The sequence below is a fragment of the Halomonas sp. ND22Bw genome (assembly GCF_003011945.1).
Lineage (GTDB): Bacteria > Pseudomonadota > Gammaproteobacteria > Pseudomonadales > Halomonadaceae > Halomonas > Halomonas halophila.
Map to the genome: position 1 here is coordinate 426,247 of NZ_PXWD01000002.1, position 24,806 is coordinate 451,052.

Here is a 24,806-nt window from a genome sequence, read left to right on the forward strand (position 1 = left end):
CGAGCTTCACGCTGCAGCCCCAGGCGACCCCCAGGCGATACAATCATGACAATGAATTTTCTCAATCCCGTCAATCCCGTCACCACCCAGACCTGGACCAACGGCCGCCACCAGGTGCGTTGCGTCAAGGTGATCCAGGAGACCTGGGATACTCGCACCTTCTGCTTCATGGCCGAGCAGCCGGTGATGTTCTTCTTCAAGCCGGGACAGTTCGTGACCCTGGAGCTGGAGATCGACGGCGAGCAGGTGATGCGCTCCTACACCATCTCCAGCTCACCGTCCGTGCCCTACAGCTTCTCGATCACCGTCAAGCGCATGCCGGGCGGCGTGGTCTCCAACTGGCTGCACGACAACCTCAAGGTCAACGACGAGCTGGCCGTGCACGGTCCGGTCGGCAAGTTCAACATCATCGACTACCCGGCGGAGAAGTACCTGATGCTCTCCGGCGGTGTGGGCATCACCCCGCTGATGTCGATGGTGCGCTGGCTGTTCGACACCAACGCCGCCGTGGACCTGCAGTTCGTGCACAGTTCGCGTACGCCCCGGGACATCATCTTCCACCGTGAGCTGGAGCATATCTTCTCGCGGATCCCCGAGTTCAAGCTGCACATCGTCTGCGAGCGCAGCGACGAGCTGGGCGAGGCCTGGGCCGGTTTCCGCGGCTACCTCAGCCAGGCGATGCTGGAGCTGATGGCGCCGGACTTCATGGATCGCGAGATCTTCTGCTGTGGTCCGACCCCGTACATGAACGCGGTCAAGCGCCTGCTCCAGGAAAACGGCTTCGACATGAGCCGCTACCACGAGGAAGCCTTCGGCGCCACGCCGGTGGATGTCCAGGAAGAGGTCATCGAGAACGTGGAGCAGGCCGAGGCCGAGGCCGAGGAACTCGACGTTTCCGACATGCTGAGCGTCGAGTTCAGCAGCACCGGCAAGAGCGTGCGCATCCAGCCCACCGAGACCGTGCACACCGCCGCTGCCAAGCTGGGCCTGCACATCCCGAAGGCCTGCGGCATGGGTATCTGCGGCACCTGCCGCGTGGCCGTGACCGAGGGCGAGGTCGAGATGGAGCACAACGGCGGCATCACCGACGAGGACGTCGCCGAGGGCTACATCCTGTCCTGCTGCAGCACGCCCAAGACCAACCTGGTCGTGGACTACTGAGGCGGGTGCTTCGAGCTCAAGCCTGAAACGTCATGGCGGCATGGGGCGCTTTCCTGACGGCACCTGCCGCGTGGCCGTGACCGAGGGCGAGGTCGAGATGGAGCACAACGGCGGCATCACCGACGAGGACGTCGCCGAGGGCTACATCCTGTCCTGCTGCAGCACGCCCAAGACCCACCTGGTCGTGGACTACTGAGACCGTCGCGGACAGGCATGTCGCAGACGCGAAGCGCCCCGGGCCATGGCCCGGGGCGCTGGCGTTTGGAGGGCTTTCTGGCGTCGGGGATTGGCGGTAGTGCTCTCTGCCTGGCGTCCGACGACAAGCTCTCGCGAGGGCTGCGGCGGCGATCGGACCTGGCTTCAGCGCTCGACGATGGCGCTGCCGTCGCTGACCCGCTCGCCGGGATAGCGGATCACCCGCTGGCCCGCTTCCAGACCGTCGCGGAACAGCGCACCGAGCGGTACCTGCAGCACCTCGCCCTCGAACAGCACGATGCCGACGTCGACCCGATAGTCGTGGCCGAGGCGCTCCCAGTGTGTCGGCGGCTCGCTCAGGTCGAGCACCACGTCGACCCGCTGTTCCTCGATGCCCAGCGCCGAGACGCGGGTCACGCCGAGCGGCTCGATGCGGCGCACCGTGGCCGCCAGCTCGGGGCCGCCCCAGCCGCCGAGGATGGCCGCCTGGCCCGGCGAGACGCGCACCGCGTCCTCGGAAAGCAGATCGACCACCACCTCCAGGTCGGCCGGATCGCCGATCTCCATCAGCGGCGTGCCGGCGGCGACGATGCCGGCGCTGCGCCGCAGTACGCGCAGCACCACGCCGTGGGTCGGCGCGGTGACGGTCACGCACGCGCAGCTGGCCTGACGGGCCTCGAGCTCCAGTGGCGAGAGCAGCTGAGCGGCGGCCCGCTCCAGCTCGTGCTCGCGGACCGCCAGCGCGGCCTCGCTGCGGGTCAGCTCGGCGCTGGCCACGCGGAAGGCGCGCTCGGCGTCCTCCAGGGCCCGGCGGGCCAGGCTCTGCTCCGCGGCCAGGCGTCGGGCCCGGTCGAGTTCGCGACGGGCGAAGGCCAGGTCCGCCGCCGCCCGCTCGCGCTCGGCGGCCGCCAGGTCCCGGGTCGAGCGCGCGGCCTCGAGGGCGGCGCGCTGCTCGGCCAGGCGTCGGGCGTCGAGCAGCGCGGGCGGGGCCGTGTCGATGGTGGCCAGCACCGTGCGGTCGGCCTCGACCGGATCGCCGGCGTCGACGTCGATGCGTCGCAGCCGGCCGGCCACCGGCGCATCCAGGGTGAATACCTCGCGCACCCGGGTCATGCCTTCCTCGTCGACGGTGACGCGCAGCGACGCGACCTCGGCGACGGCCAGATCCACCGGCACCGGCTGCGGGCGCAACGCGACGCCGATGCCGGCGGCCAGCAGGGCCGTCAGCCCTCCCCACAGCAGTCCTCGGCGTGCCTTCACGTCCATGGCGTCACTCCCGGGTCTTGAGCACCGCGATCAGGTCCAGGCGGTCGAGGCGGCGTCTCACCACCGCGGCGCAGGCGCCGGCGGTTGCGAGGGTGATCAGCGCGGCCCTGGCATAGGTGGCGTCGTTGATCACCAGCGGCACCCGGAACAGCTCGGTGGCGAAGGCGCTGGACAGATACCAGGCCAGGGCGAAGCCCAGCAGGCAGCCCAGCGGTATCGCCAGCCAGGTCAGCAGACCCACCTCGCCGAGCAGGATGTAGGAGATCTCCCAGCGGCTGAAGCCGAGCACCCGCAGGGTGGCGAGCTCCCGGGCCCGTTCGGCCAGGGCGATGCGAATCGCATTGTAGGTCACGCCCACCGAGAGCACCGCGGCGAAGGCGATGAAGAAGCCGACGAAGATGAGCAGGGTCTGGCCGAGCGTGTCATGGAAGGTGTCGATGGCGGCCTGGCGGAACTGCACGTCACTGACGGCGGGCAGGGTCTTGAGCTCGGCGAGCAGCGCCGCGCGCCCGGCCGGGTCGACGGCCACCTGAGCGCCGCGCATCACCCGGCCGTCGCCCAGCCGGCGGTTGAGGGCCTCGAGCGAGAGATAGGCGGGCTTGCCGAGGTCGGTGTCGAACAGCCGTACCACCGGCAGCGCGAGCGTCGGCCGCCGCCCCTCCAGCACCTCGACCATGAGCACGTCGCCGGCGGCCACGTCGAGCATTCCGGCCAGCTGGCGCGAGACCAGCAGGCCGTCCGGCGGCACCGGCACGGGGCGGCCCTCGGCGTCCGATACCGGGCTCAGCGTGGCGCCGAGGGGCAGGCCGGTGATCGCCTCACGCTCGCTCAGGTGGCCGTGATGCAGACGCGCCGGCACGGCCCGCAGCGGCTCGGCCGCCAGCACCCCGGGCAGTCGTTCGATGCCGGGCAGTTCGCCGAGCGGGGTCAGGTCATGGAAGGTCAGGGTGGCATCCTGGTGCTGGCCGCGGACGAAGACGCTGTCGACCAGCGAGTCGACGGCATCGAGCCACTGCAGTGCCATCACCAGCACCGCCACCGACATGGCCAGGCCCGCGCTTGCCAGCAGCGCGCGCAGCGGCCAGCGCAGCAGGCGGCGGGCGATCATGCGCGTGGGCTCGTCGAGGTGGCGGGCCAACGCCGAGCGCGACAGCCGGCTACGCCGGTAGATCGGCGGTGAAGGCGGCAGCATGGCCTCGGCCGGGGGCAGGGCGGCGGCGCGGCGCACCGACCACAGGGCGCCGGCCAGGGCGGCGACGAGGCTGACCAGGGTGGCCAGCAGGAAGCTCTCCGGCCCGGGCCGGTAGAGCAGGAAGGGGAAGCGGTAGAACTCGGCGTATAGCCGGGTGTTCCAGTGCCCCAGCCAGGCGCCGAGCAGGGCACCGATGGCCACGCCGAGCCCGCCGATCACCAGTACCAGCTTGACGTAGTGCCAGGCGATGGCCGGCCGCGAGTAGCCGAAGGCCTTGAGCAGGCCGATCTCGCGGCGCTCGGTGTCGATCATGCGCCCCATCACCAGGTGGGTGAGAAAGGCCGAGACCGCCAGGAAGAGGCTCGGCAGCAGCTGCGCCATGTTCTTCTGCTGGGCGATCTCGTTCTGCAGGAACCAGTTCGAGACCTGATCCGCGCGGGGGTAGGCGCCGGTGCCGCCGTAGGGCGCGAGCCGGGCATCCAGGCGTGCGACCACCTCGCGGGCGTCAGCGCCGGGCACCAGGGTCAGGCTGACGGCGTTGAAGGCGCCGTCGACGTCGAAGGCCGCGGCCAGCGCCTCGCGGCCCATCCACAGCACGCCGAAGCGGGCGTCGTCGGGCATCAGCCCGCCGGGGGCGATGGCGTAGACGAATTCGGGGCTGAGCGCCGTGCCGACGACCCGGAGCGTGCGGCGCTGGCCGCGCAGCACAGCGTCGAAGCGGTCGCCCGGCACCAGGTCGTGGGCCTCGGCGAAGGCCTCGCCGATCACCGCCTCGTCCGGCCGGTCGGGGTCGACCCGGCGCCCGCTGCGCAGCGTGATGGCGTTCATCGCGGCGGCGCTGTGGGCCGGCATCGAGACCAGTCGGCCGACCACAGGCTCGGCGAAGTCCGGCAGGTCGAGCAGGGCGCCCTCGATGATGCGGGTCGACACGCGCTGCACGCCGGGGATCTCGGCCAGCTCGCGGCTCAGCGATTCCGGTGCCCGGGTGACCTCGGCGAACACCTCGCCGAAGCGCGTGCGCTCGTAGTAGGCGACCGTGGTGTCCTCGAGGGCCTCGATGGTGGTCAGCGCCATGATCAGCAGGGCGTTGCCCGAGGCGATCACCAGGGCGATGGCCAGCACCTGGGCACGCAGGCGCCACAGTTCGCGCAGCAGCTTGCGGTCGAGGCTACTCACGGTGCCTCGCCGGCTCACCACACCAGCTCGGCGGGCGAGCGCCGAGCGGTATTGGTGCGGCCGTCGACGATCCGCCCGTCGGCGAAGTGCAGCACCCGGTCGGCGACGTCGGCGATCACCGCGTTGTGGGTGATCAGCGCAGTGGTGGTGCCGAGCTCGCGGTTGACGCGCAGGATCGCCTCGAGCACCACGATGCCGGTATCACGGTCCAGGGCGCCGGTGGGCTCGTCGCACAGCAGCAGTTCGGGGCGCTTGGCGATGGCCCGGGCGATCGCCACCCGCTGCTGCTCGCCGCCGGAAAGCTGGGCGGGAAAGTGGTCGAGGCGCGCGCCGAGGTGGACCATCTCCAGCGCCTCCTCGGGCGTCATCGGATCGCGGGCGATCTCGGTGACCAGCGCCACGTTCTCGCGAGCGGTGAGGCTGGGGATCAGGTTGTAGAACTGGAACACGAAGCCGACGTGCTCGCGGCGATAGCGGTCGAGGGCGCGTTCGCCGGCGCCGGTCAGCGGCTCGCCATGGAAGCGGATCTCGCCCTCGGTGGGGGCATCCAGCCCGCCGAGCAGGTTGAGCAGCGTCGACTTGCCGCTGCCCGAGGGGCCGAGCAGCACCACCAGCTCGCCGGCCGCGAGGTCGAGGTCGACGCCGCGCAGCGCGGCCACCTCGACGGTGCCCATGCGGAAGATGCGGGTCAAATGACGGGCCTCGAGCACCGCCGATGGGGCAGGGACAGGTGAGGGCATCGGCGCCGACGTCTCCTGAAGAAGTCTGGCGTTCGCCGTCGACAGGTCGACGAGGGGGCGCTGTGAACCCCTCCCTGGGCGCTACCGACGCCATCCATGGCGTAGGCCCCCCTCTTTGACCTGTCCCCGGCACTGGGCTTCTCGCTCATCGGTGCAAGCGAGGCGTCTACCGGGAGTATAGCGAGCCGACTCCGACGCGCCGCGCCCGCGTTGCGCCGCGCCCCGCCGTGCCGGACACTGGGAGGCGATCCGGTGAGAGCGAAGAGTCCCCCGTCCCATGCGTCATTCCCACGACAACGAGCCCCTGTCCGTCGGCTTCGTGCTGCTGCGGCGTTTTACCATGATGCCCTTCGCGGCCTTCGTCGACTGCCTGCGTCTGGCCGCCGACGAGGGCGATCGCTCGCGCCAGCTGCGCTGTCACTGGGTGTTCATGACCAGCGGCGGGCACGACGCCATGTCCAGCTGCGGGGCCGCCGTCACGCCCTGCTCGCCGTTTCGCGACCCGCGCGACTTCGACTACATCGTGGTCATCGGCGGGGTTCAGGACGAGCACGACGCGGTGGACGAGGCGGCGCTCCACTACCTGCAGCGCGTGGCCGAGGCCGATGTGCCGCTGGTCGGGGTGTGCACCGGCGTCTTCGCGCTGATTCAGGCCGAGCTGATGAACGGCCGGCGCTGCTGCGTGAGCTGGTACCACCACGGCGACCTGACGAGCCGCTTCCCCGATATCGAGCCGGTGGCGGATCGGCTGTTCATCGACGATGGCGATCGGCTGACCTGCGCCGGCGGCATCGCCTCGGCGGATCTGGCCGCCTACCTGGTCGAGCGCCACCTGGGCAAGGCCTGGGCGATGAAGAGCCTGCACATCATGCTGATCGACGAGGCGCGCCGCGGGGAGCACCCCCAGCCCCAGCCGGTGGTCTTCGACAAGGTCGCCGACCGGCTGGTGCGCCGCGCTATCACCATCATCGAGCAGCACCTGGGCGAGGCGATCACGGTGGACGAACTGGCGCGGCGGGTGGGGTCGTCGCGGCGCAACATCGAGCGCAAGTTCCGCGAGGAGCTGGGCATCGGGCCGCAGAAGTTCGCCCGTGACCTGCGCCTGCGCTATGGCCTGTGGATGCTGCACTACACCGCCAAGAGCGTCACCGAGATCGGCGAACGCTGCGGCTTCGCCGACACCGCCCATTTCTCGCGCCACTTCCGCGAGGCCTTCGGCGACACGCCTACCGCCCTGCGCAAGGCCGCGCAGCGCGGCGAGACGCCGGTGGATCCGTTCTTCCTGCATATCGCCTCCCGCGAGGGAGCGGGCGACTAGGGTGGCGTATGGCGTCTCGACCGGGCGCGCTCATCTTCGGGGACGATGTCGTCGGCGCGACGATCGCGTGGGAGCCGCTCGAAGGGGCTTCAACGCTGGCGCTGTGAGGGGATCGATACTTCGCGTCAGGCAGGGATAAATACAAAAACCGTCTTTAAATTAAACTCTTTTAAATCAGTATCTTGAAAGTTGTGGCGGGAATCTGTCGGTAAATTTGTCGCATTCATTCAATCTTTGGGCGGCGGCCTTGGCTATCAATATGGCCAAGGTGAAACGCGTGAGAGGCCGGTGTCTCGTTCAACGACGGCGGTGTCGTTTTCAGGATGCCTCGATCGCCACCAATCCTTAACGTTGTGACGCTAACCCGAGGGTGATGACGAATGAATGACAACAACCTGACAATGACCGATCCCCAGATCGCTGCCGCCATCGGTGACGAGGTGGCACGGCAGGAAGCCCACATCGAGCTGATCGCCTCCGAGAACTATGCCAGCCCGCAGGTGATGGCGGCTCAGGGCAGTCAGCTGACCAACAAGTATGCCGAGGGCTATCCCGGCAAGCGCTACTACGGCGGCTGCGAGCACGTGGACGTGGTCGAGCAGCTGGCCATCGACCGGGCCTGCGCCCTGTTCGGTGCCGACTACGCCAACGTCCAGCCTCACTCCGGTGCCCAGGCCAACGCCGCGGCCTTCATGGCCATGGTCGCCCCGGGCGACACCGTGCTGGGCATGAGCCTGGCCCACGGCGGCCACCTGACCCACGGCGCCGCGCCGAACTTCTCCGGCAAGCACTACAACGCCGTGCAGTACGGCCTGAACCCGGAGACCGGCGAGATCGACTACGAGGAAGTCGAGCGCCTGGCCCACGAGCACAAGCCGAAGCTGATCATCGCCGGCTTCTCGGCCTACTCGCGCGTGGTCAACTGGCGTCGGTTCCGCGACATTGCCGATGCCGTGGGCGCCTACCTGCTGGTCGACATGGCCCACGTCGCCGGCCTGGTCGCCGCCGGCCACTATCCGAGCCCGCTGCCCCATGCCCACGTGGTCACCACCACCACCCACAAGACCCTGCGCGGTCCGCGTGGCGGCCTGATCCTCTCCGCCAGCGGCGACGAGGCGCTGTACAAGAAGCTCAACGGCGCGGTCTTCCCGGGTCAGCAGGGCGGCCCGCTGATGCACGTCATCGCCGCCAAGGCCGTGGCCTTCCGCGAGGCCATGAGCCAGGACTTCGTGCGCTACCAGGCCCAGGTCATCGACAACGCCCAGGCCATGGCCAGCGTGTTCGTCGAGCGTGGCTTCGAGGTCGTCTCCGGCGGCACCGACGACCACCTGTTCCTGGTCTCGCTGATCAAGCAGGGCGTGACCGGCAAGGACGCGGACGCCGCCCTGGGCCGTTCGCACATCACCGTCAACAAGAACGCCGTGCCCAACGACCCGCAGAGCCCGTTCGTCACCTCCGGCTTGCGCCTCGGTACCCCGGCCGTCACCACCCGCGGCTTCAACCAGGCCGACTGCGAGACCCTGGCCGGCTGGATCTGCGACATCCTCGACGTGCTGGAGAAGGAGGAAGACACCTCCGCCATCGAGGCCGAGGTCCGGGGCAAGGTGGCCGAGCTGTGCGCCCGCCATCCCGTTTATGCCAAGGCCGCGGTCGAGTCGACCGACACCGCCACCGCGTGAGCCCGTTCCCCGCCGGGCAGCCGGCGGGGCCCTTGAGGAGTAGACCCATATGCAACGTTATTCAGGTTTCGGGCTGGTCAAGCACGCGCTGAGCCACCACGAGAACTGGCAGCGCCAGTGGCGTAATCCCACGCCCAAGGCGTCCTACGACGTCATCATCATCGGCGGCGGCGGCCACGGCCTGGCCACCGCCTACTACCTGGCCAAGGAGCACGGCATCACCAACGTCGCCGTGATCGAGAAAGGCTGGTTGGGTGGCGGCAACACCGCGCGTAACACCACCATCGTGCGTTCCAACTACCTGTGGGACGAGGCGGCGGCGCTCTACGAGCATTCCATGAAGCTGTGGGAGGGCCTGTCCCAGGACCTCAACTACAACGTCATGTTCTCCCAGCGCGGCGTGCTCAACCTGGGCCACACCCTGCAGGACATGCGCGACATCCAGCGCCGCGTCAACGCCAACCGCCTGAACGGCGTCGACGGCGAGGTGGTGACCCCGGAACAGATCAAGGAGATCGAGCCGCTGCTGGACACCTCCAAGCGCGCTCGTTACCCGATCCTCGGCGCCTCCTGGCAGCCGCGCGGCGGCGTGGCCCGTCACGATGCCGTGGCCTGGGGCTTCGCCCGCGGTGCCGACGCCCTGGGCGTGGACATCCTGCAGCAGACCGAGGTCACCGGCTTCAAGATCCGTGACGGTCAGATCTACGGCGTGCACACCAACCGCGGTGACATCGAGGCCAAGACCGTCGGCTGCGTGACCGCCGGCAACTCCGGCGTGATGGCCAAGATGGCCGGCATCAAGCTGCCGCTGGAATCGCACCCGCTGCAGGCGCTGGTCTCCGAGCCGCTCAAGCCGGTGCTCAACACCGTGACCATGTCCAACCACGTGCACGGCTACGTCAGCCAGTCGGACAAGGGCGACCTGGTCATCGGCGCCGGCATCGACGGCTACAACGGCTACGGCCAGCGCGGCAGCTACCCGACTGTCGAGCACACCCTGCAGGCGATCGTCGAGATGTTCCCGATGTTCTCGCGGGTGCGCATGAACCGTCAGTGGGGCGGCATCGTCGACACCTGCCCGGACGCCTGCCCGATCATCTCCAAGACCAAGGTCAAGGGCCTGTACTTCAACTGCGGTTGGGGCACCGGCGGCTTCAAGGCCACCCCGGGGTCGGCCAACGTGTTCGCGGCCAGCCTGGCCAAGGGCGAGATGCACCCGATCGCTGCCCCGTTCTCCATCGACCGCTTCAACACCGGAGCGCTGATCGACGAGCACGGCGCCGCCGGCGTGGCCCACTGATTTCCGCAGAGGAGAGCCGACATGTTCTATATCCATTGCCCCTACTGCGGCGAACACCGCGAGGAAGAGGAATTCCACCCCAAGGGTGAGGCGCACCTCATCCGGCCGGCGGATCCGGAGAACTGCAGCGACGAGGAGTGGGGCGACTACCTGTTCTTCCGCGACAACCCCCGTGGCATCCACCACGAGATGTGGGTACACGCCGTGGGCTGCCGCAAGTTCTTCAACATCACGCGCAATACCGTGACCTACGAGATTCTCGAGACCTACAAGATGGGCGAGCAGCCGACGTTCACCGCCGAGCACCCCGAGGGCCGGCCGTCTGCTGAAGCCGACCAGGCATCGCTTCGTGAAGGAGTCCGCGCATGAGCCAGCTCAATCGTCTCGCCCAGGGCGGCCGTATCGACCGCTCTCGTCAGCTGAGCTTCACCTTCAACGGGAAGACGTATCAGGGCCATGCCGGTGACACCCTGGCCTCCGCCCTGCTGGCCAACGGCGTCGACATCGTCAACCGCAGCTTCAAGTACTCGCGTCCCCGCGGCATCTTCGCCGCCGGCGCCGAGGAGCCGAACGCGCTGGTCCAGCTCGGTGCCACCGAGGCCGGCCAGGTGCCGAACGTGCGCTCCACCCAGCAGGCGCTGTACGACGGCCTGACCGCGCGCAGCACCAACGGCTGGCCGAACGTCCAGCGCGACCTGATGGGCCTGGTCGGCAAGCTGGGCGGTGGCTTCATGCCGCCGGGCTTCTACTACAAGACCTTCATGGCCCCGGCCTCCATGTGGATGACCTACGAGAAGTACATCCGCAAGGGCGCCGGTCTCGGTCGCAGCCCGATGGAAAGCGACCCGGACATCTACGATCACATGCACCAGCACTGCGACGTGCTGGTCGTGGGCGCCGGCCCGGCCGGCCTGGCCGCGGCGCTGGCCGCCGCCAAGAGCGGGGCACGCGTGATCGTCGCCGACGAGCAGGAAGAGATGGGCGGCTCGCTGCTCGACTCCCGCGAGCTGCTCGACGACAAGCCGGCCGACCAGTGGGTCGCCGAGACCGTCGAGGCGCTGTCCGGCATGGACAACGTGACCCTGCTGCCGCGCACCACCGCCAACGGCTATCACGATCACAACTTCGTGACCCTGCACGAGCGCCGTACCGAGCACCTGGCCGATACCGCGCCGCTCAAGGACGGTCGTCGTCAGGCCCGTTCGCGGCTGCACCGCGTGCGTGCCGGCCGCGTCGTGCTGGCCACCGGCGCCCACGAGCGTCCGCTGGTCTACGGCAACAACGACGTGCCGGGCAACATGCTGGCCGGTGCCGTCTCCACCTACATCCGCCGCTACGGCGTGGTGCCGGGCAACAAGCTGGTGCTTTCCACCAGCAACGATCACGGCTACCGCGCGGCGCTGGACTGGGCCGAGGCCGGCCGTGACGTGGTCGCCATCGCTGACGCCCGGGCCAATCCTGACGGCGAGCTGGTCGAGCAGGCCCGCGCCAAGGGCATCCGCATCATCGCCGGCTCCGCGGTCGTCGAGGCCAAGGGCGACTCCCGGGTCAGCGCCGCGCGCATCGCCAAGGTCGACCTCCAGGGCTTCCGCGTGGTCGGCGGCTCCGAGACCCTGAGCTGCGACACCATTGCCAGCTCCGGCGGCTACAGCCCGGTCATCCACCTGGCGTCCCACACCGGCAGCCGGCCGACCTGGAACGAGGAGCTGCTCGGCTTCGTCCCGAACACCGTGAAGGGCGTCGCCGCCGCCGGTGGCGCGCGTGGCGTCTATGCCACCGGCGCGGTGCTGGCCGAAGGCGTCGAGGCCGGGCTGGACGCGGCCACCGAGTCCGGCTTCGAGGCCGCCTCCGTGAGCCTGCCCCAGGTCGCCGAGCGCCGTGACGGCGCCGCCGTGGCGCTCTACCAGGTGCCCCACGAGAAGGCGACCCTGCGCGCGCCGAAGCAGTTCGTCGACCTGCAGAACGACGTCACCGCGGCCGGCATCGAAGTGGCCACCCGCGAGGGCTTCGAGTCCATCGAGCACGTCAAGCGCTACACCGCCATGGGCTTCGGCACCGACCAGGGCAAGCTCGGCAACATCAATGGCATGGCCATCGCCGCCCGCGTCCTGGGTCGCTCGATCCCCGAGGTGGGCACCACGGTGTTCCGTCCCAACTACACCCCGGTGACCTTCGGCAGCATCGTCGGCCGTCACTGCGGCGAGCTGTTCGATCCCGAGCGCTACACCGCCATGCACCAGTGGCACGTGGAGCAGGGCGCCGCGTTCGAGGAAGTCGGCCAGTGGATGCGTCCCTGGTACTTCCCGCGCAAGGTCAACGGCAAGACCGAGACCATGCACGAGGCGGTGGTTCGCGAGTGCCGGGCGGTGCGCGAGAAGGTCGGCATCCTCGATGCCTCCACCCTGGGCAAGATCGACATCCAGGGCCCGGACGCGCGCGAGTTCCTGGGTCGCGTCTACACCAACAAGTGGGCCAAGCTGGCCCCCGGCCGCGTCCGCTACGGCCTGATGTGCAAGGACGACGGCATGGTGTTCGACGACGGCACCACCAGCTGCCTCGGCGACAACCACTTCCTGATGACCACCAGCACTGGCGGCGCCGCCACCGTGCTCGAGTGGCTGGAAGTCTGGCACCAGACCGAGTGGCCGGAACTGGACGTCTACTTCAACTCCGTGACCGATCACTGGGCGACCATGACCATCACCGGTCCGGAAGCGCGCAAGCTGATGGAAGAGGTCACCACCGAGGTCGATCTCGACAAGGACAGCTTCAAGTTCATGGACTGGAAGGAAGGCAAGGTCGCGGGCGTGCCGGCGCGCATCTTCCGTATCTCCTTCACCGGTGAACTGGCCTACGAGATCAACGTCCAGGCCAACTACGCCCTGCACGTCTGGGAGACGCTGTTCGCCCATGGCGACAAGTACGGCCTGACGCCGTACGGCACCGAGACCATGCACGTGCTGCGCGCCGAGAAGGGCTTCATCATCGCTGGTCAGGACACTGACGGCTCGGTGACCCCGGAAGACCTCGGCATGCACTGGGCGATCGGCTACGACAAGCCGTTCTCCTGGATCGGCAAGCGTGCCCTGACGCGTCCGGACACCTCGCGCGAGAACCGCAAGCAGATGGTCGGCCTCAAGCCGAAGGATCCGAAGGTGGTGCTGGAGGAGGGCGCGCAGATCGTGCTCGACCCGAACCATTCGATCCCGATGCCGATGGAAGGTCACGTGACCTCCAGCTACTACAGCCCGACCCTGGAATCAGGCTTCGCCCTGGGCGTGGTCAAGGGCGGTCACAAGAAGATGGGCGAGACCGTCTATCTGCCCATGGCCGACGGCCAGGTCCATGAGGCCGAGATCGTCAGCCCCATCTTCCTCGATCCCAAGGGAGAGCGTCAGAATGTCTAACGTTGCCACCTTCGATACCAATACCGAGGCCAAGATCCCGGTCGAATCGCCGCTCGCCTACAGCTATCGTCGTTCGGGGGCTCCGGCCCCCACCGCCAAGAGCCAGGTGGTGCTGCGCGAGAAGCCCTTCCTTGGGCACCTGGTGCTGCGTGGCGGCGCCGTGGTGCTCGATGGCGCGGTGCGCGGGGTGCTCGGCATCTCCCTGCCGGGCGAGCCCCAGGGCCTGGTCCATGACGACGAGGGCAAGCGTTCGATCCAGTGGATCTCCCCGGACGAGTGGCTGGTCATCGTGCCCGGCGGCGAGGAGTTCGAGCTGGAAAACCGCCTGCGTGCGGCGCTGGGCGACGCCCACTTCGCGATCAGCAACGTCAGCGGCGGCCAGACTCTGGTCGAGCTCGAGGGTGAGGCCGCCCGCGAGGTGCTGATGAAGTCGGTGGTCTACGACGTCCATCCGAGCCACTTCCCGGTCGGCAAGGGCGTGACCACCATCTTCGCCAAGACCACCGTGGTCCTTCGCCGTCCGAGCGAGGAGCGCTGGGAGCTGGTGGTGCGCCGCAGCTTCGCCGACTACACCTATCGCTGGCTGCTGGATGCCGGTGACGAGTACGCTATCGGCGTCGAGCGCTGAGCGCGCCCGTCATTCAGCCGTGGTACAAGATCAGGCCGGGGCTCGCCCCGGCCTGCTTACGTCAGGAGACCTCCCATGAGCCGTAGCGCCGATACCTGGATTCTCACCGCCCAGTGCCCCAGCCGCCTGGGCACCGTCGACGTGGTGACCCGCTTCCTGAAGGAGAGCCGCTGCTACATCACCGAGCAGCAGTCCTTCGACGACCATCACGGCGAGCGCTTCTTCATCCGCACCGAGTTCCGCCCGCTGGAGCCCGACTTCGATGCCGAGGCCTTCCAGGCCGCCTTCGCCGCCCGGGCCGCCGAGTTCGAGATGGCCTTCGAGCTGACCGCCCCGGATGCGCGGATGCCGGTGGTGATCATGGTCTCCAAGGCGGATCACTGCCTGAACGACCTGCTGTATCGCTATCGCACCGGCCAGCTGCCGATCGAGATTCGCGCGGTGGTCTCCAACCACCCGGATCTCCAGCCGTTGGCCGACTGGCACGGGCTGCCGTACTACCATTTCCCGATCACCGCCGAGACCAAGGCCGAGCAGGAGGCCCGGGTGTGGGAGGTGGTCGAGGAGACCGGCGCCGAGCTGGTGATCCTGGCCCGCTACATGCAGGTGCTCTCCAGCGACATGTGCGAGAAGCTCTCCGGTCGCGCGATCAACATCCATCACTCGCTGCTGCCGGGCTTCAAGGGGGCCAAGCCCTATCACCAGGCCTTCGAGAAGGGCGTCAAGCTGGTCGGTGCCACCGCGCACTACATCAACGACGATCTGGACGAGGGGCCGATCATCACTCAGGGCGTGGAGCCGGTTGGTCACGCCGACGATCCCGAGGATCTGGTGGCCAAGGGCCGTGACATCGAGTGCATGACCCTGGCGCGTGCGGTGGATGCCCACGTGGCGCGTCGCGTGTTCCTGCACGGTCGCCGCACGGTGGTGTTCTCGCGCTAGGAAAGCCAGGGGGCAGGGGCGGCAGATCGAGTGCCTCTGATGCCTGCCGCCCGCGCCGTCGATGCCCACGTGGCGCGTCGGGTGTTGCTGCACGGTCGCCGCACGGTGGTGTTCTCGCGCTAGCCTCCCGGTTCGCGCTTTAGGCCCCCCTGGCGGCCTTGCACGGCCATCGCCTCCCCGGCGATGGCCGTCGTCTTTTTCGTTCTCGACTGCCCCGCCTTCTCTTCCGTCGTGCCCTCCCGTCACTCGTTCAATAGTCGTAGGGACGGTTTTGCGCCTGCGCCGCCCCTGAGCCTGAATTGTTATATATAACAGCATGTTACTTCGTTATCGGTGCGTATCGTTGAGCGATGTACGTTGAAAGTCGCTGTTGGCCGGGGTCTCCGGGGACACTACGTTTTGATGCGGAAGGTATTTCCAGAGACAGGGATCGTGTTGCCCATGCCGTCGGCGTCCCTCGGGCGCCGGCGGCATGGGGTGAAGCCAGAAGAAACAACAACAAGCCCTCCGTTCTCGCGCCGTGCGAGACGGACGCAACACCAACGAGGAGTCTTCGCCATGCAAGACGACCAGCAGCCCAAGCGCACTTCGTCCGCTAGCGTCGCGACATCGGGCAGCGGTGCCGGCAATCGTCGCAACTTCCTGAAGGCCGCCGCGATCGGCTCGGCGGCGGCCGTGGCGGCCCCCTGGATCGGCAATGTCCAGGCTCAGCAGGGCATTCGCATCCGCATGCAGTCCTCCTGGCAGCCGGGGACCGTGGGCTACCGCACCTTCGAGGCCTGGGCCAACGGCGTGGTCGAGGCCACCAGCGGCGAGGTCAGCATCGAGCCTTTCCCCGCCGGTGCCGTGGCCGGGGCCTTCGAGGTTGCCGATGCGGTGCGCAACGGCGTGCTCGACGGTCAGAACTGGTTCACCGTCTACTGGCCCGGCAAGATGCCGGCCGGCGTCTTCCTCACCGCCTTCCCCATGGGCCTGTCGCTGCCCCACCAGTGGGACATGATGTTCGGCGCCTACGGCGGCTTCGGCATCGCCAAGGAGCTCTATCGCAAGCAGGGCCAGGAGCTGCTGGGCTACGTTCACCACGACCTCAACCTGATCCACTCCAAGGTGCCGCTGAGAAGCTTCGACGACTTCGACGGGGTCAAGATCCGCATGCCCGGCGGCATCGTCGCCGAGACCTTCGCCGAGATGGGCGCGCGCACCACGCTGCTGCCCGGTTCCGAGGTCTATCCGGCGCTGGAGAAAGGCACCATCGATGCCGCCGACTTCACCGGGGCGGCGGTCAACTACGAGCTCGGTTTCTGGCAGGTGGCCGACTACATCATCATGGGCCCGCCCTCCACGCCCTGCCTGCACCAGGCGGTCGACCTGATGGACATCTCGGTCAATCGCCGTGTCTTTGAACGCATGTCGCCCCAGGTGCAGGACCTGATGCACGACCTGGTGGCGGGCTATTCCCGCGAGCACTACGCGGCGATCCAGAAGGCCAACGCCGAGGCCTGGCCCAAGTACCGCGAGAAGGGCGTCGAGATCATTCACCTCTCCGAGGAGGATGCCGTCCGCTTCCGCGAGGTCGCCATCCCGCTGTGGTTCAAGTGGGCCAACAAGGACCCTGACGCCGCGCGCATGTTCCGGGCCCACCTGAGGACCATGATGGATCCGGCGGTGGCGCTGATCACCGAGGACGACATCAAGGACTTCGAACTCAACGTCTGATCCCTCTGCTTGCTTCATCCGGGGGCTGTGGGCCGAGCGCCGCAGCCCCGGTTTGCATGGGCGCCATGCCCTCAACCCTGCATCCCGTCGGCTAGATGATCCGTCGCCATCGCCGGGAAGCGATGGTATCGCGGAGGAGTTTTCATGAATCTCGAGATCAATTTCGTTCTGCCGCACTGGCTCTACTGGTCGGCACTGTTCTTCCTGCCGCTGCTGGTGATGTGGCTCGTCGACCGCAGTTTCCGGCGCGGCGGCACCATCAGCGGCGGCGACACCGGCGAGGTCCCCGGCGAGGCGCCGGTGGCGCGCTACCATCCCCCGGGCAACCTCTTCACCGCCCTGGTCGACCGCATCTCCGGTTTCTTCGGCCGCTACGTGGCCTACTGGGCGCTGATCGCCCCCTTCGTGTTCGCCTACGAAGTGCTGATGCGCTATGCCTTCAATTCGCCGACCAACTGGGCCCACGAGTCGATGACCCTGATGTTCGGCATGCAGTACCTGATCGCCGGGGCCTTCGCCCTGCGCGAGGGCGGGCACGTGCGCGTCGATATCCTCTACCAGCGTGCCCGGCCAGTGAACAAGGCGGCGCTGGACCTGCTGACCTCGGTGTCCTTCTTCATCTTCACCATCGCGCTGCTGGTGACCGGCTGGAAGTTCTTCTCCCAGTCGGTGAGTGACCGTTTCTTCTTCGGCGCCAGCTATGCCAACGAGACGTCCTTCACCGAGTGGGCGATCCAGTTCTATCCGGTGAAGTTCATGCTGTTCTTCGGGGCGCTGCTGCTGCTGCTCCAGGGCATCGCCCAGCTGATCCGTGACGTCCAGGCCTTCCGCCACCATCGACGGGCGCATGGCGGCAGCCATACCTTCTCGACCCTGCTGATCGCGCTGGGCATCGTCCTCGGGGCGTGGGTGCTGTTCGAGATGGTCAACATCGCCACCACCGACTACCAGAGCCTGGCCGGCAGCCTCGAGAACAGCCTCAGCGGCCTGGGCATCGGCGGCCTGACCCTGGTGATGTTCGGCACCCTGATGGTGGTGCTGGTGGCGGGCCTGCCGCTGGCCTTCGTCACCGGCGGCCTGGGGGTGGCCTTCCTCTACCTGGTGGGCGATCAGCACATGCTCAACCTGATGCCGTCGCGCATCTTCCCGATGATGACCAACTACCAGCTGTCGGCCATTCCGCTGTTCATCTTCATGGCCTCGGTGCTGGAGAAGGCCGGGATCATCGAGGAGCTGTTCGACGTCGTCTACAAGTGGATGGGCGGCCTGAAGGCGGGCCTGGCCATCGCCACCGTCATCGCCTCCACGCTGCTCGCCGCGATGGTCGGCGTGATCGGCGCCGCGGTGGTGACCATGGGCCTGATCGCCCTGCCGGCGATGCTCAAGCGCCACTACGACCCGGAGATCGCCATCGGTTCGATCATGGCCGGCGGTACCCTGGGCATCCTGATTCCGCCGTCGATCCTGGCGATCATCTACGGCGTCATCGCCCAGCAGTCGGTGGGTGAACTCTACCTCGGTTCGCTGATTCCCGGCCTGCTGCTGGCCTTCATGTACGGCTTCTATTGCTGGATGCGCGGCACCCTGAACATCAAGATGGCGCCGCCGATGCCGGTGGAGGACCGGGTCGACATGAAGGAGAAGCTGCGCCTGCTGCGCAACATGCTGGCCCCCATCGTACTGGTGGTGCTGGTGCTGGGCATCATCTTCACCGGCATCGCCACGCCGGTGGAGGCGGCCGGCATCGGGACCTTCGGCGCGCTGGTCGTGGCGGCGCTGCACAAGCGCCTGACCTGGCCCAACCTGCACGCCGCCTGCATGACCACCCTGGTCGCCTCGGCGATGGTGATGTGGATCATCTTCGGCGCCAGCATCTTCGTCGGCTTCTACATCCTCCAGGGCGGCCAGACCTTCGTGCAGGAGCTGATCTCCGGCGCGGGGCTCGGCCCCTACGCGGTGCTGGCACTGATGATGGTGCTGCTGGTGGCGCTGGGCATGTTCCTCGACTGGGTGGGCATCCTGCTGCTGGCGGTGCCGATCTTCGTGCCGCTGATCCAGTCGATGAGCTTCGACGGGGTGTTCGGGCTGCCCGGCGTGTCGCCCGCCGACGTGTCGCTGTGGTTCGGGGTCATCTACCTGGTGAACATGCAGATGTCCTTCCTCAGTCCGCCGTTCGGCTACGCACTGTTCTACATCAAGGGGGTGTGCCCGCCGCACATCACCATGGGGCAGATCTTCCGTTCGTCCTTCCCGTTCCTGGGCATCCAGGCCCTGGGGCTGATCCTGGTGATCCTGTTCCCGGCGCTGGTCACCTGGCTGCCGAATCTCGCCTACGGCTAGGCGACGACGCGTGCCACCACCGACGATGCTCCCGACCGGGAGCGTCGTCTTTTCAAACTGTTACACGATGGTGGTGAACCCTTGTCGACGTGGCTCGTCACAGGAGGGCACCCCACGCATGCAAGACAATGTTTTCGGAGGTATCTATGCAACGTATCACCGCCCTGTTTTCCGCCGCCCTGCTCAGTGCCGGCATGATGAGCTCCATGGCGTATGCACAGGACAGTGCCGATGCCACCGCCAGCCAGGGCCAGGCCCCGGCCGAGGCGCAGGCCGCGACCCAGAACTTCTCCGACGCCCAGCTGCAGAAGTTCGCCGATGCCTCCGAGGAAATCGCGGTGATCTCCCAGGATTACACCCAGCAGCTGCAGAACGCCGAGGGTGAAGAGGCCCAGCAGCAGGTCCGCCAGGAAGCCAACGACCAGATGGTCGAGGCGGTCCAGAACAGCGGCCTCGAAGTGGAGACCTTCAACGCCATCGGCCAGGCGATCCAGCAGGATCCCGAGCTGATGCAGCGCGTCCAGGGCATGGCCCAGGGCAGCGGCGAGTCCGCTTCCTGATCCCGTCCTCCCGCGAGATCCCTGTGCGATGAAAGGCCGCCCCTCGGGGCGGCCTTTCCGCGTTCCGGCCCCCGTGATACAAGCTCTTTACACCGTCCTCGGCGCCTTTCAGACTTGGCCTATCCTCAACGACCGGGTAGGCACTGGGCCATGGATGTGGAACTGCTGGAAATTCGCCAGCATCTCGGGCGTTTCCCGCCCTTCGAGACGCTGTCCGACGAACTGCTCGACGAGGTGGCGAGCAACGTCCAGGTGGCCTACTTCAAGGCCGACACCGATATCCTGACGCTCGACCAGGAGCTCCACGAGCTGTGCTACATCCGCAGCGGCGCGGTGGAGGTCTATCGTCGCGGCGGGGAGCTCTACAACCGCCGGGGCGAGGGCGAGATCTTCGGCCAGTTCAGCCTGCTGCGGAACAACCGGGTCCGCTATCCCGTGCGGGCCATGGAAGACTCGCTGATCTACTTCATCCCCGAGACGGTCTTCCAGCATCTCTGCCAGGCCGACGACGACTTCGCCGACTTCGTCGAGCTGCAGCGCCCGCGGCTCGAGAGCGCGGTCGAGGAGCAGAAGAAGAACAACGACATGATGATCACCCGGGTGCGCAAGCTGGTCACGCGCTACCCGCTGATGGTCGAGGCCTCGACCACCGTCCAGGAGGCCGCCCGTCAGATCACCGACTTCCAGGCCTCGGCGGTGCTGGTGCTCGACTACCCCGGCGAAGAGGACAATCCGCGCTACACCTTCCGCGACAGCGAGGAGCGTGCCTGGCAGCTGCGTGGCATCCTCACCGACAGCGACTTCCGCACCCGGGTGGTGGCGGAAGGCCTGTCGCCGGAGACGCCGGTCGGCGAGGTGGTGGCCGGCAACGTCATCGCCGTGCAGTCCGACGAGTCGGTGCAGGAGGCGATGCTGGTCATGCTGCGCTACAACATTCACCACCTGCCGGTGATGTATCGCCGCCGCCCGGTGGGCATCGTGCACCTCTCGGACATCATCCGCTACGAGACCCAGAGCAGCCTGTACCTGGTCAGCAACATCTTCCACCAGCCCAACGCCGAGGGCCTGGCACGGCTGGCGCCGGACGTCAGTGCGGCCTTCGTGCGCATGGTCGAGGAGGGCGCCGACTCGCGCATGGTGGGCAGCGCCCTGTCGACCATCGGGCGCAGCTTCACCCGCCGCCTGCTGGAGCTGGGCGAGGAGCGCTTGGGGCCGCCGCCGGTGCCCTACTGCTTCATGGCGATGGGCTCCATGGCCCGCAACGAGCAGTCGATCGCCACCGACCAGGACAATGCCCTGGTGCTGTCCGACGATTTCGATCCCGAGCAGCACGACGCTTACTTCCTCGAGCTGGCCCAGTTCGTCAGCGATGGCCTGGATGCCTGCGGCTACCCCTACTGCAAGGGCGACATCATGGCCACCAACCCGAGCTGGCGCCAGCCCCTGTCGGTGTGGAAGCGCTACTTCACCGAGTGGATCGAGCAGCCCAATCCCGAGCGGCTGCTGCACAGCTCGATCTTCTTCGATCTTGACGCCGTCTACGGGGAGAACGTGCTGGTGGAGCAGCTCCAGGACCTGGTGGCCTATCAGGCCGCACGGCATCCGCGCTTCCTGGCGGCGATGGCCCGCAACGCCCTGAACCGCACCCCGCCGCTGGGTTTCTTCCGCACCTTCGTGATGGAGAAGGACGGCAAGCACAACAACTCGATCAACCTGAAGCGCCGCGGCACCGCGCCGATGGTCGACCTGATCCGGGTGCACGCCCTGGCCTGCGGCTCCAGCGCCCAGAACAGCTTCGACCGGCTCGACGACATCGATCGCACCCAGCTGCTGGCCCCGGGGGTCAGCGATCGCCTGCGCTACGCCCTGGAGTTTCTGTCGATGTCGCGCATTCGCCACCAGGTGATCGACATCCAGCACGACCAGACGCCGGACAACAACATCGAGCCGGAGAACGTCTCGAGCAGCGAGCGTCATCACCTCAAGGATGCCTTCCAGGCGTTGAGCCACGCCCAGAAGTTCCTCAAGTTCCGCTACCCGATGCCCTCGCGGGCCAAATGAGCGAGGTGCCCGGATGCTGATGCGACGCAGGACCCAGATACCCGACTGGACGAGCTACCTGGCGCATCGCGCCGCGGCTGCCCAGGACCCGCGACTGTCGCGCTTCTTCACCGCCGGGGCCCCGGCGCCGGAGACGCCGATCGGCGAAGCCCCGCTGGTGGCGCTGGACATGGAGACCACCGGGCTCGATGCCCGGCGCAACTCCATCGTCAGCATCGGCCTGGTGCCTTTCACCCTGGGGCGTATCGCCGTCACCGAGCGTCGCTACTGGATCGTGCGCCCGCGGCGTACGCTGAACGCCGAGTCGGTGACCTTTCACCACATCACCCATGCCGACATTGCCAACGCCCCGGAGCTGGGCGACATCCTGGAGGACCTGCTCGATGCCCTGGCCGGTCGGCTGGCGGTGGTGCACTACCGTCACATCGAGCGCCCGTTCCTCGACGTGGCCGTCAAGGCGCGGCTGGGGGAGGGCGTGGTCTACCCGATGATCGACACCATGTCGCTCGAGGCGCGCATCCACCGCCAGTCGCTGGTGGCGCGCTTCAAGCGCTGGATCGGGCGGCCGCCGGCCTCCATCCGCCTGTTCGACAGCCGCGCTCGCTACGGGTTGCCACCCTACCAGGGCCACCATGCGCTGACGGATGCGCTGGCCACCGCGGAGCTGCTGCAGGCGCAGATCGCCCACCACTACAGTCCCGAGACGCCGGTGGGCACGATCTGGAGCTGATCCGGGCCGGCGCAAGGCGGCAAGGGCCCCGGCGAGTCGTTAGTAATCGATGCCGCGTCGTGCCTCCAGGCCCGCATTGAAGGCGTGGCGCACCTCCGTCATCTCGGTGATGGTGTCGGCCATGGCCTGAAGCTCGCGGTGGGCGTTGCGCCCGGTGACGATCACCGTCTGCTCGACGGGACGGTTCTCCAGTGCCTGCCTGACCGTGGCGATGTCCAGGTAGCCGAACTTGAGCATGTAGGTGATCTCGTCGAGCACCACCAGGTAGACCTCGGGATCGGCGAGCATTCGCGCCGCCTCGGCCCATACCTCGCGGCAGGCCTGGGTATCGCTCTCGCGGTTCTGGGTCTCCCAGGTGAACCCGGTGGCCATGATCGCCACCTCGAGGTGGCGATCGTCCTCGAGCCGGTTGCGTTCGCCGCATTCCCACTGGCCCTTGATGAACTGCACCACGCCGACGCGATAGCCGTAGCCCAGCGCGCGAGTGACGGTGCCCCAGGCGGCGGTGGTCTTGCCCTTGCCGTTGCCGGTGAACACCAGCAGCTGGCCGCGGCGCTCGTCGGCGGCGGCGACCTTCTCGTCGACGCGGGACTTGAGGGTCTGCATGGCCTTGCGGTGGCGCTCGTCACGTTCGCTCATCTCGGCTCCTGTTCGTGTCGTGGGTCGGGCAGGCAGCCTACCCCAGGCGGCGAGCGGCGTCAGCCGCCGGCCACAGAGGGATGAGTCGAGTGCGGCATGGTGCGGTCGCAGACTGAAAAGATTTCATCGCTGTCGCCAAAGACAGCGTCATCCGACGACGTCAGAATCCGCAGGGAGTGACCCTGGAAGCCCTGTCATGTCTGCGATCCTGCGTACCGCGACCGCTCGCGATCTCGACGCGCTCTACGCCCTCGAGCAACTGGCCTTCAGCGGCGACCGCTTCACGCGCCGCCAGCTCTGGCACCTGCTCAACCGGGCCCATGCCCTGACGCTTTTGGCCGTGGACGAGGACGGCGCGCTGCTCGGCTACGGCACCCTGCTGTTTCGCCTGGGCAGCGAGCAGACCCGGCTCTATTCGTTCTGCGTGCATCCCCAGGCCCGCGGCGGCGGCCTGGGGCGCCGCATGCTCGAGCGGCTCGAGGGCATGGCCTGGGAGCAGGGCTGCGACTGGCTGGTGCTCGAGGTGCGCGTCGACAATCAGGCGGCGCTGACGCTCTATCGGGGCTCGGGCTTCGTGCCGAGCGACTGGATGGCCGACTATTACGAGGACGGCTGTGCGGCCTGGCGGATGAGCAAGGCGCTGTTCGCCGGCCCCGAGGCCCAGGCCGGCTAGGTGCGGCCGGCCAGGTGCGGCCGGCTAGGCGCCGTGGCCCGTCGCGCTTAGAATGGCGCCATCGTTCATCATCGGGAATCCGCCATGCCCTCCTTCGATATCGTCTCCGAATTCGACAAGCACGAGGCGAGCAACGCCGTCGACCAGGCCAACCGCGAGCTGCAGAGCCGCTTCGACTTCAAGGGCGTGACGGCCTCCTTCGCGCTCGAGGGCGAGACCGTCACCCTCGAGGCCGAGGTCGACTTCCAGCTGCGCCAGATGCTCGACATGCTGCGCAACAAGCTGATCGGCCGTGGCATCGATCCGCGCTGCCTGGAGATCGACGACCCCGAACTCTCCGGCGTTCGCGCCCGGCAGGCGGTGCGCCTCAAGCAGGGCCTGGAGCAGAAGGAGGCCAAGGACATCGTCAAGCGCATCAAGGACACCAAGCTCAAGGTCCAGGCCCAGATTCAGGGCGAGAAGGTGCGCGTCACCGGCAAGAAGCGCGACGACCTGCAGCAGGTCATGGCCCTGCTGAAGGGCGAGGACGGTCCCGACCTGGCGCTGCAGTTCGACAACTTCCGCGACTGAGCCCGTCATCGACACGCGGCCATAGCCCCGGGCCGTCATCCTCATTGGCGATGGCGATTGGCAGCGGGGGGTGGCTTGGGCTTCAATAGAGACGTGCCTGTCGCCAAAGGAGTGAGCGCTCGATGTCCCAAGCGCGCCGCATCTTCTACCTGATCCTCGCCGGGACCAGCTTCGCCCTGGGCGTGATCGGCGCCTTCCTGCCGCTGATGCCCACCACCTGCTTCATGCTGGTGGCGGTGTGGGCAGCCTCCCGGGGCTCGCCGCGCTTCGCCGGCTGGATTCGTGCGCACCCGCGCTTCGGCCCCACCATCGTGGCCTGGGAATCCGAGCGGGCGATCCCCCGCCATGCCAAGTGGCTGGCCGGAGGCATGCTGCTGTTCTCGATGGTGGTGCTGGCCCTGGTGATCGGCGCGCTGTGGCTGAAGCTGGTGCTGATCCTCGGTCTGGCCGGGCTCGCCGGCTGGATCCTGACCCGCCCGGAGCCGGTCGTCGACTCCTGAGTGTCCCTCGGGC

The 24,806-nt window shown here is 67.7% G+C and carries 21 protein-coding genes; 17 read left to right on the plus strand and 4 right to left on the minus strand.

Annotated features, from left to right (window positions below):
• Window positions 1-45: 45 nt before the first annotated feature.
• Both CVH10_RS04865 and CVH10_RS04870 read left to right on the plus strand, forming a co-directional pair.
• On the plus strand, window positions 46-1,161 hold the full coding sequence (locus CVH10_RS04865) for a hybrid-cluster NAD(P)-dependent oxidoreductase (RefSeq protein ID WP_035597962.1): 1,116 nt from the start codon (window positions 46-48) through the stop codon (window positions 1,159-1,161).
• A gap of 40 nt (window positions 1,162-1,201) precedes the next feature.
• On the plus strand, window positions 1,202-1,357 hold the full coding sequence (locus CVH10_RS04870; protein ID WP_035597965.1) for a 2Fe-2S iron-sulfur cluster binding domain-containing protein: 156 nt from the start codon (window positions 1,202-1,204) through the stop codon (window positions 1,355-1,357).
• 164 nt (window positions 1,358-1,521) lie between these two features.
• On the opposite strand, the gene CVH10_RS04875 is transcribed toward CVH10_RS04870, so the two are convergent.
• Genes CVH10_RS04875 through CVH10_RS04885 form a run of 3 tightly spaced genes read right to left on the minus strand, consistent with a single transcriptional unit; the run spans window position 1,522 to window position 5,730 of the window.
• On the minus strand, window positions 1,522-2,622 hold the full coding sequence (locus CVH10_RS04875; RefSeq protein ID WP_106487958.1) for an efflux RND transporter periplasmic adaptor subunit: 1,101 nt from the start codon (window positions 2,620-2,622) through the stop codon (window positions 1,522-1,524).
• A gap of 4 nt (window positions 2,623-2,626) precedes the next feature.
• Window positions 2,627-4,990, minus strand: coding sequence for an ABC transporter permease (locus CVH10_RS04880; RefSeq protein WP_106487997.1), 2,364 nt, complete (start codon window positions 4,988-4,990; stop codon window positions 2,627-2,629).
• Window positions 4,991-5,004: 14 nt separating this feature from the next.
• Window positions 5,005-5,730 carry an ABC transporter ATP-binding protein gene (locus CVH10_RS04885; RefSeq protein WP_106487959.1) on the minus strand — a complete coding sequence of 242 codons (726 nt, stop codon included), beginning with the start codon at window positions 5,728-5,730 and terminating at the stop codon, window positions 5,005-5,007.
• Between the two features lie 277 nt (window positions 5,731-6,007).
• Between CVH10_RS04885 and CVH10_RS04890 the strand changes: the two genes are divergently transcribed.
• The 12 genes from CVH10_RS04890 to CVH10_RS04945 all read left to right on the plus strand — a co-directional run bounded on the left by CVH10_RS04890 (window position 6,008) and on the right by CVH10_RS04945 (window position 22,411).
• Window positions 6,008-7,048 carry a GlxA family transcriptional regulator gene (locus tag CVH10_RS04890; RefSeq protein ID WP_106487960.1) on the plus strand — a complete coding sequence of 347 codons (1,041 nt, stop codon included), beginning with the start codon at window positions 6,008-6,010 and terminating at the stop codon, window positions 7,046-7,048.
• Between the two features lie 380 nt (window positions 7,049-7,428).
• Window positions 7,429-8,727 carry a serine hydroxymethyltransferase gene (glyA, locus tag CVH10_RS04895; protein ID WP_046078180.1) on the plus strand — a complete coding sequence of 433 codons (1,299 nt, stop codon included), beginning with the start codon at window positions 7,429-7,431 and terminating at the stop codon, window positions 8,725-8,727.
• Between the two features lie 49 nt (window positions 8,728-8,776).
• Window positions 8,777-10,027 carry a sarcosine oxidase subunit beta family protein gene (locus CVH10_RS04900; protein ID WP_046078179.1) on the plus strand — a complete coding sequence of 417 codons (1,251 nt, stop codon included), beginning with the start codon at window positions 8,777-8,779 and terminating at the stop codon, window positions 10,025-10,027.
• Window positions 10,028-10,048: 21 nt separating this feature from the next.
• Window positions 10,049-10,396, plus strand: a complete 348-nt coding sequence (locus tag CVH10_RS04905; protein WP_046078178.1) for a sarcosine oxidase subunit delta — start codon at window positions 10,049-10,051, stop codon at window positions 10,394-10,396.
• Window positions 10,393-13,434, plus strand: coding sequence for a sarcosine oxidase subunit alpha family protein (locus tag CVH10_RS04910; protein ID WP_106487961.1), 3,042 nt, complete (start codon window positions 10,393-10,395; stop codon window positions 13,432-13,434). Before CVH10_RS04905 ends, CVH10_RS04910 begins: the two co-directional genes overlap by 4 nt.
• The gene (locus tag CVH10_RS04915; protein WP_035599949.1) at window positions 13,427-14,062 is read left to right on the plus strand and encodes a sarcosine oxidase subunit gamma; all 636 of its coding nucleotides are present in this window, start codon (window positions 13,427-13,429) and stop codon (window positions 14,060-14,062) included. The genes CVH10_RS04910 and CVH10_RS04915 overlap by 8 nt, the downstream gene beginning before the upstream one ends.
• Window positions 14,063-14,137: 75 nt before the next feature.
• The gene (gene purU / locus CVH10_RS04920) at window positions 14,138-15,004 is read left to right on the plus strand and encodes a formyltetrahydrofolate deformylase (RefSeq protein WP_046078175.1); all 867 of its coding nucleotides are present in this window, start codon (window positions 14,138-14,140) and stop codon (window positions 15,002-15,004) included.
• 558 nt (window positions 15,005-15,562) lie between these two features.
• Window positions 15,563-16,720 carry a TRAP transporter substrate-binding protein DctP gene (gene dctP / locus CVH10_RS04925; RefSeq protein ID WP_082090817.1) on the plus strand — a complete coding sequence of 386 codons (1,158 nt, stop codon included), beginning with the start codon at window positions 15,563-15,565 and terminating at the stop codon, window positions 16,718-16,720.
• Window positions 16,721-16,864: 144 nt separating this feature from the next.
• Window positions 16,865-19,060: a TRAP transporter large permease subunit gene (locus tag CVH10_RS04930; RefSeq protein ID WP_052719282.1), complete on the plus strand. Its 2,196-nt coding sequence runs from the start codon at window positions 16,865-16,867 to the stop codon at window positions 19,058-19,060.
• Window positions 19,061-19,206: 146 nt separating this feature from the next.
• Window positions 19,207-19,620 (plus strand): DUF4168 domain-containing protein, encoded by a 414-nt coding sequence (locus tag CVH10_RS04935; protein ID WP_046078174.1) that lies wholly within the window; start codon window positions 19,207-19,209, stop codon window positions 19,618-19,620.
• 150 nt (window positions 19,621-19,770) lie between these two features.
• Window positions 19,771-21,681, plus strand: a complete 1,911-nt coding sequence (locus CVH10_RS04940; RefSeq protein ID WP_106487962.1) for a DUF294 nucleotidyltransferase-like domain-containing protein — start codon at window positions 19,771-19,773, stop codon at window positions 21,679-21,681.
• Between the two features lie 13 nt (window positions 21,682-21,694).
• Window positions 21,695-22,411: a 3'-5' exonuclease gene (locus CVH10_RS04945; protein WP_046078172.1), complete on the plus strand. Its 717-nt coding sequence runs from the start codon at window positions 21,695-21,697 to the stop codon at window positions 22,409-22,411.
• Window positions 22,412-22,450: 39 nt separating this feature from the next.
• Here CVH10_RS04945 and cobO read toward each other — a convergent pair whose 3' ends face one another.
• Complete coding sequence (gene cobO, locus CVH10_RS04950; RefSeq protein WP_106487963.1) at window positions 22,451-23,050, minus strand: cob(I)yrinic acid a,c-diamide adenosyltransferase; 600 nt, start codon at window positions 23,048-23,050, stop codon at window positions 22,451-22,453.
• Window positions 23,051-23,246: 196 nt separating this feature from the next.
• Between cobO and CVH10_RS04955 the strand changes: the two genes are divergently transcribed.
• The 3 genes from CVH10_RS04955 (at window position 23,247) to CVH10_RS04965 (ending at window position 24,793) form a co-directional block, all read left to right on the plus strand.
• On the plus strand, window positions 23,247-23,723 hold the full coding sequence (locus CVH10_RS04955) for a GNAT family N-acetyltransferase (protein ID WP_046078170.1): 477 nt from the start codon (window positions 23,247-23,249) through the stop codon (window positions 23,721-23,723).
• An 84-nt stretch (window positions 23,724-23,807) separates the two neighbouring features.
• Window positions 23,808-24,293 carry a YajQ family cyclic di-GMP-binding protein gene (locus CVH10_RS04960; protein ID WP_035593125.1) on the plus strand — a complete coding sequence of 162 codons (486 nt, stop codon included), beginning with the start codon at window positions 23,808-23,810 and terminating at the stop codon, window positions 24,291-24,293.
• Between the two features lie 122 nt (window positions 24,294-24,415).
• Window positions 24,416-24,793: a YbaN family protein gene (locus CVH10_RS04965; RefSeq protein ID WP_035593123.1), complete on the plus strand. Its 378-nt coding sequence runs from the start codon at window positions 24,416-24,418 to the stop codon at window positions 24,791-24,793.
• Window positions 24,794-24,806: the final 13 nt, after the last annotated feature.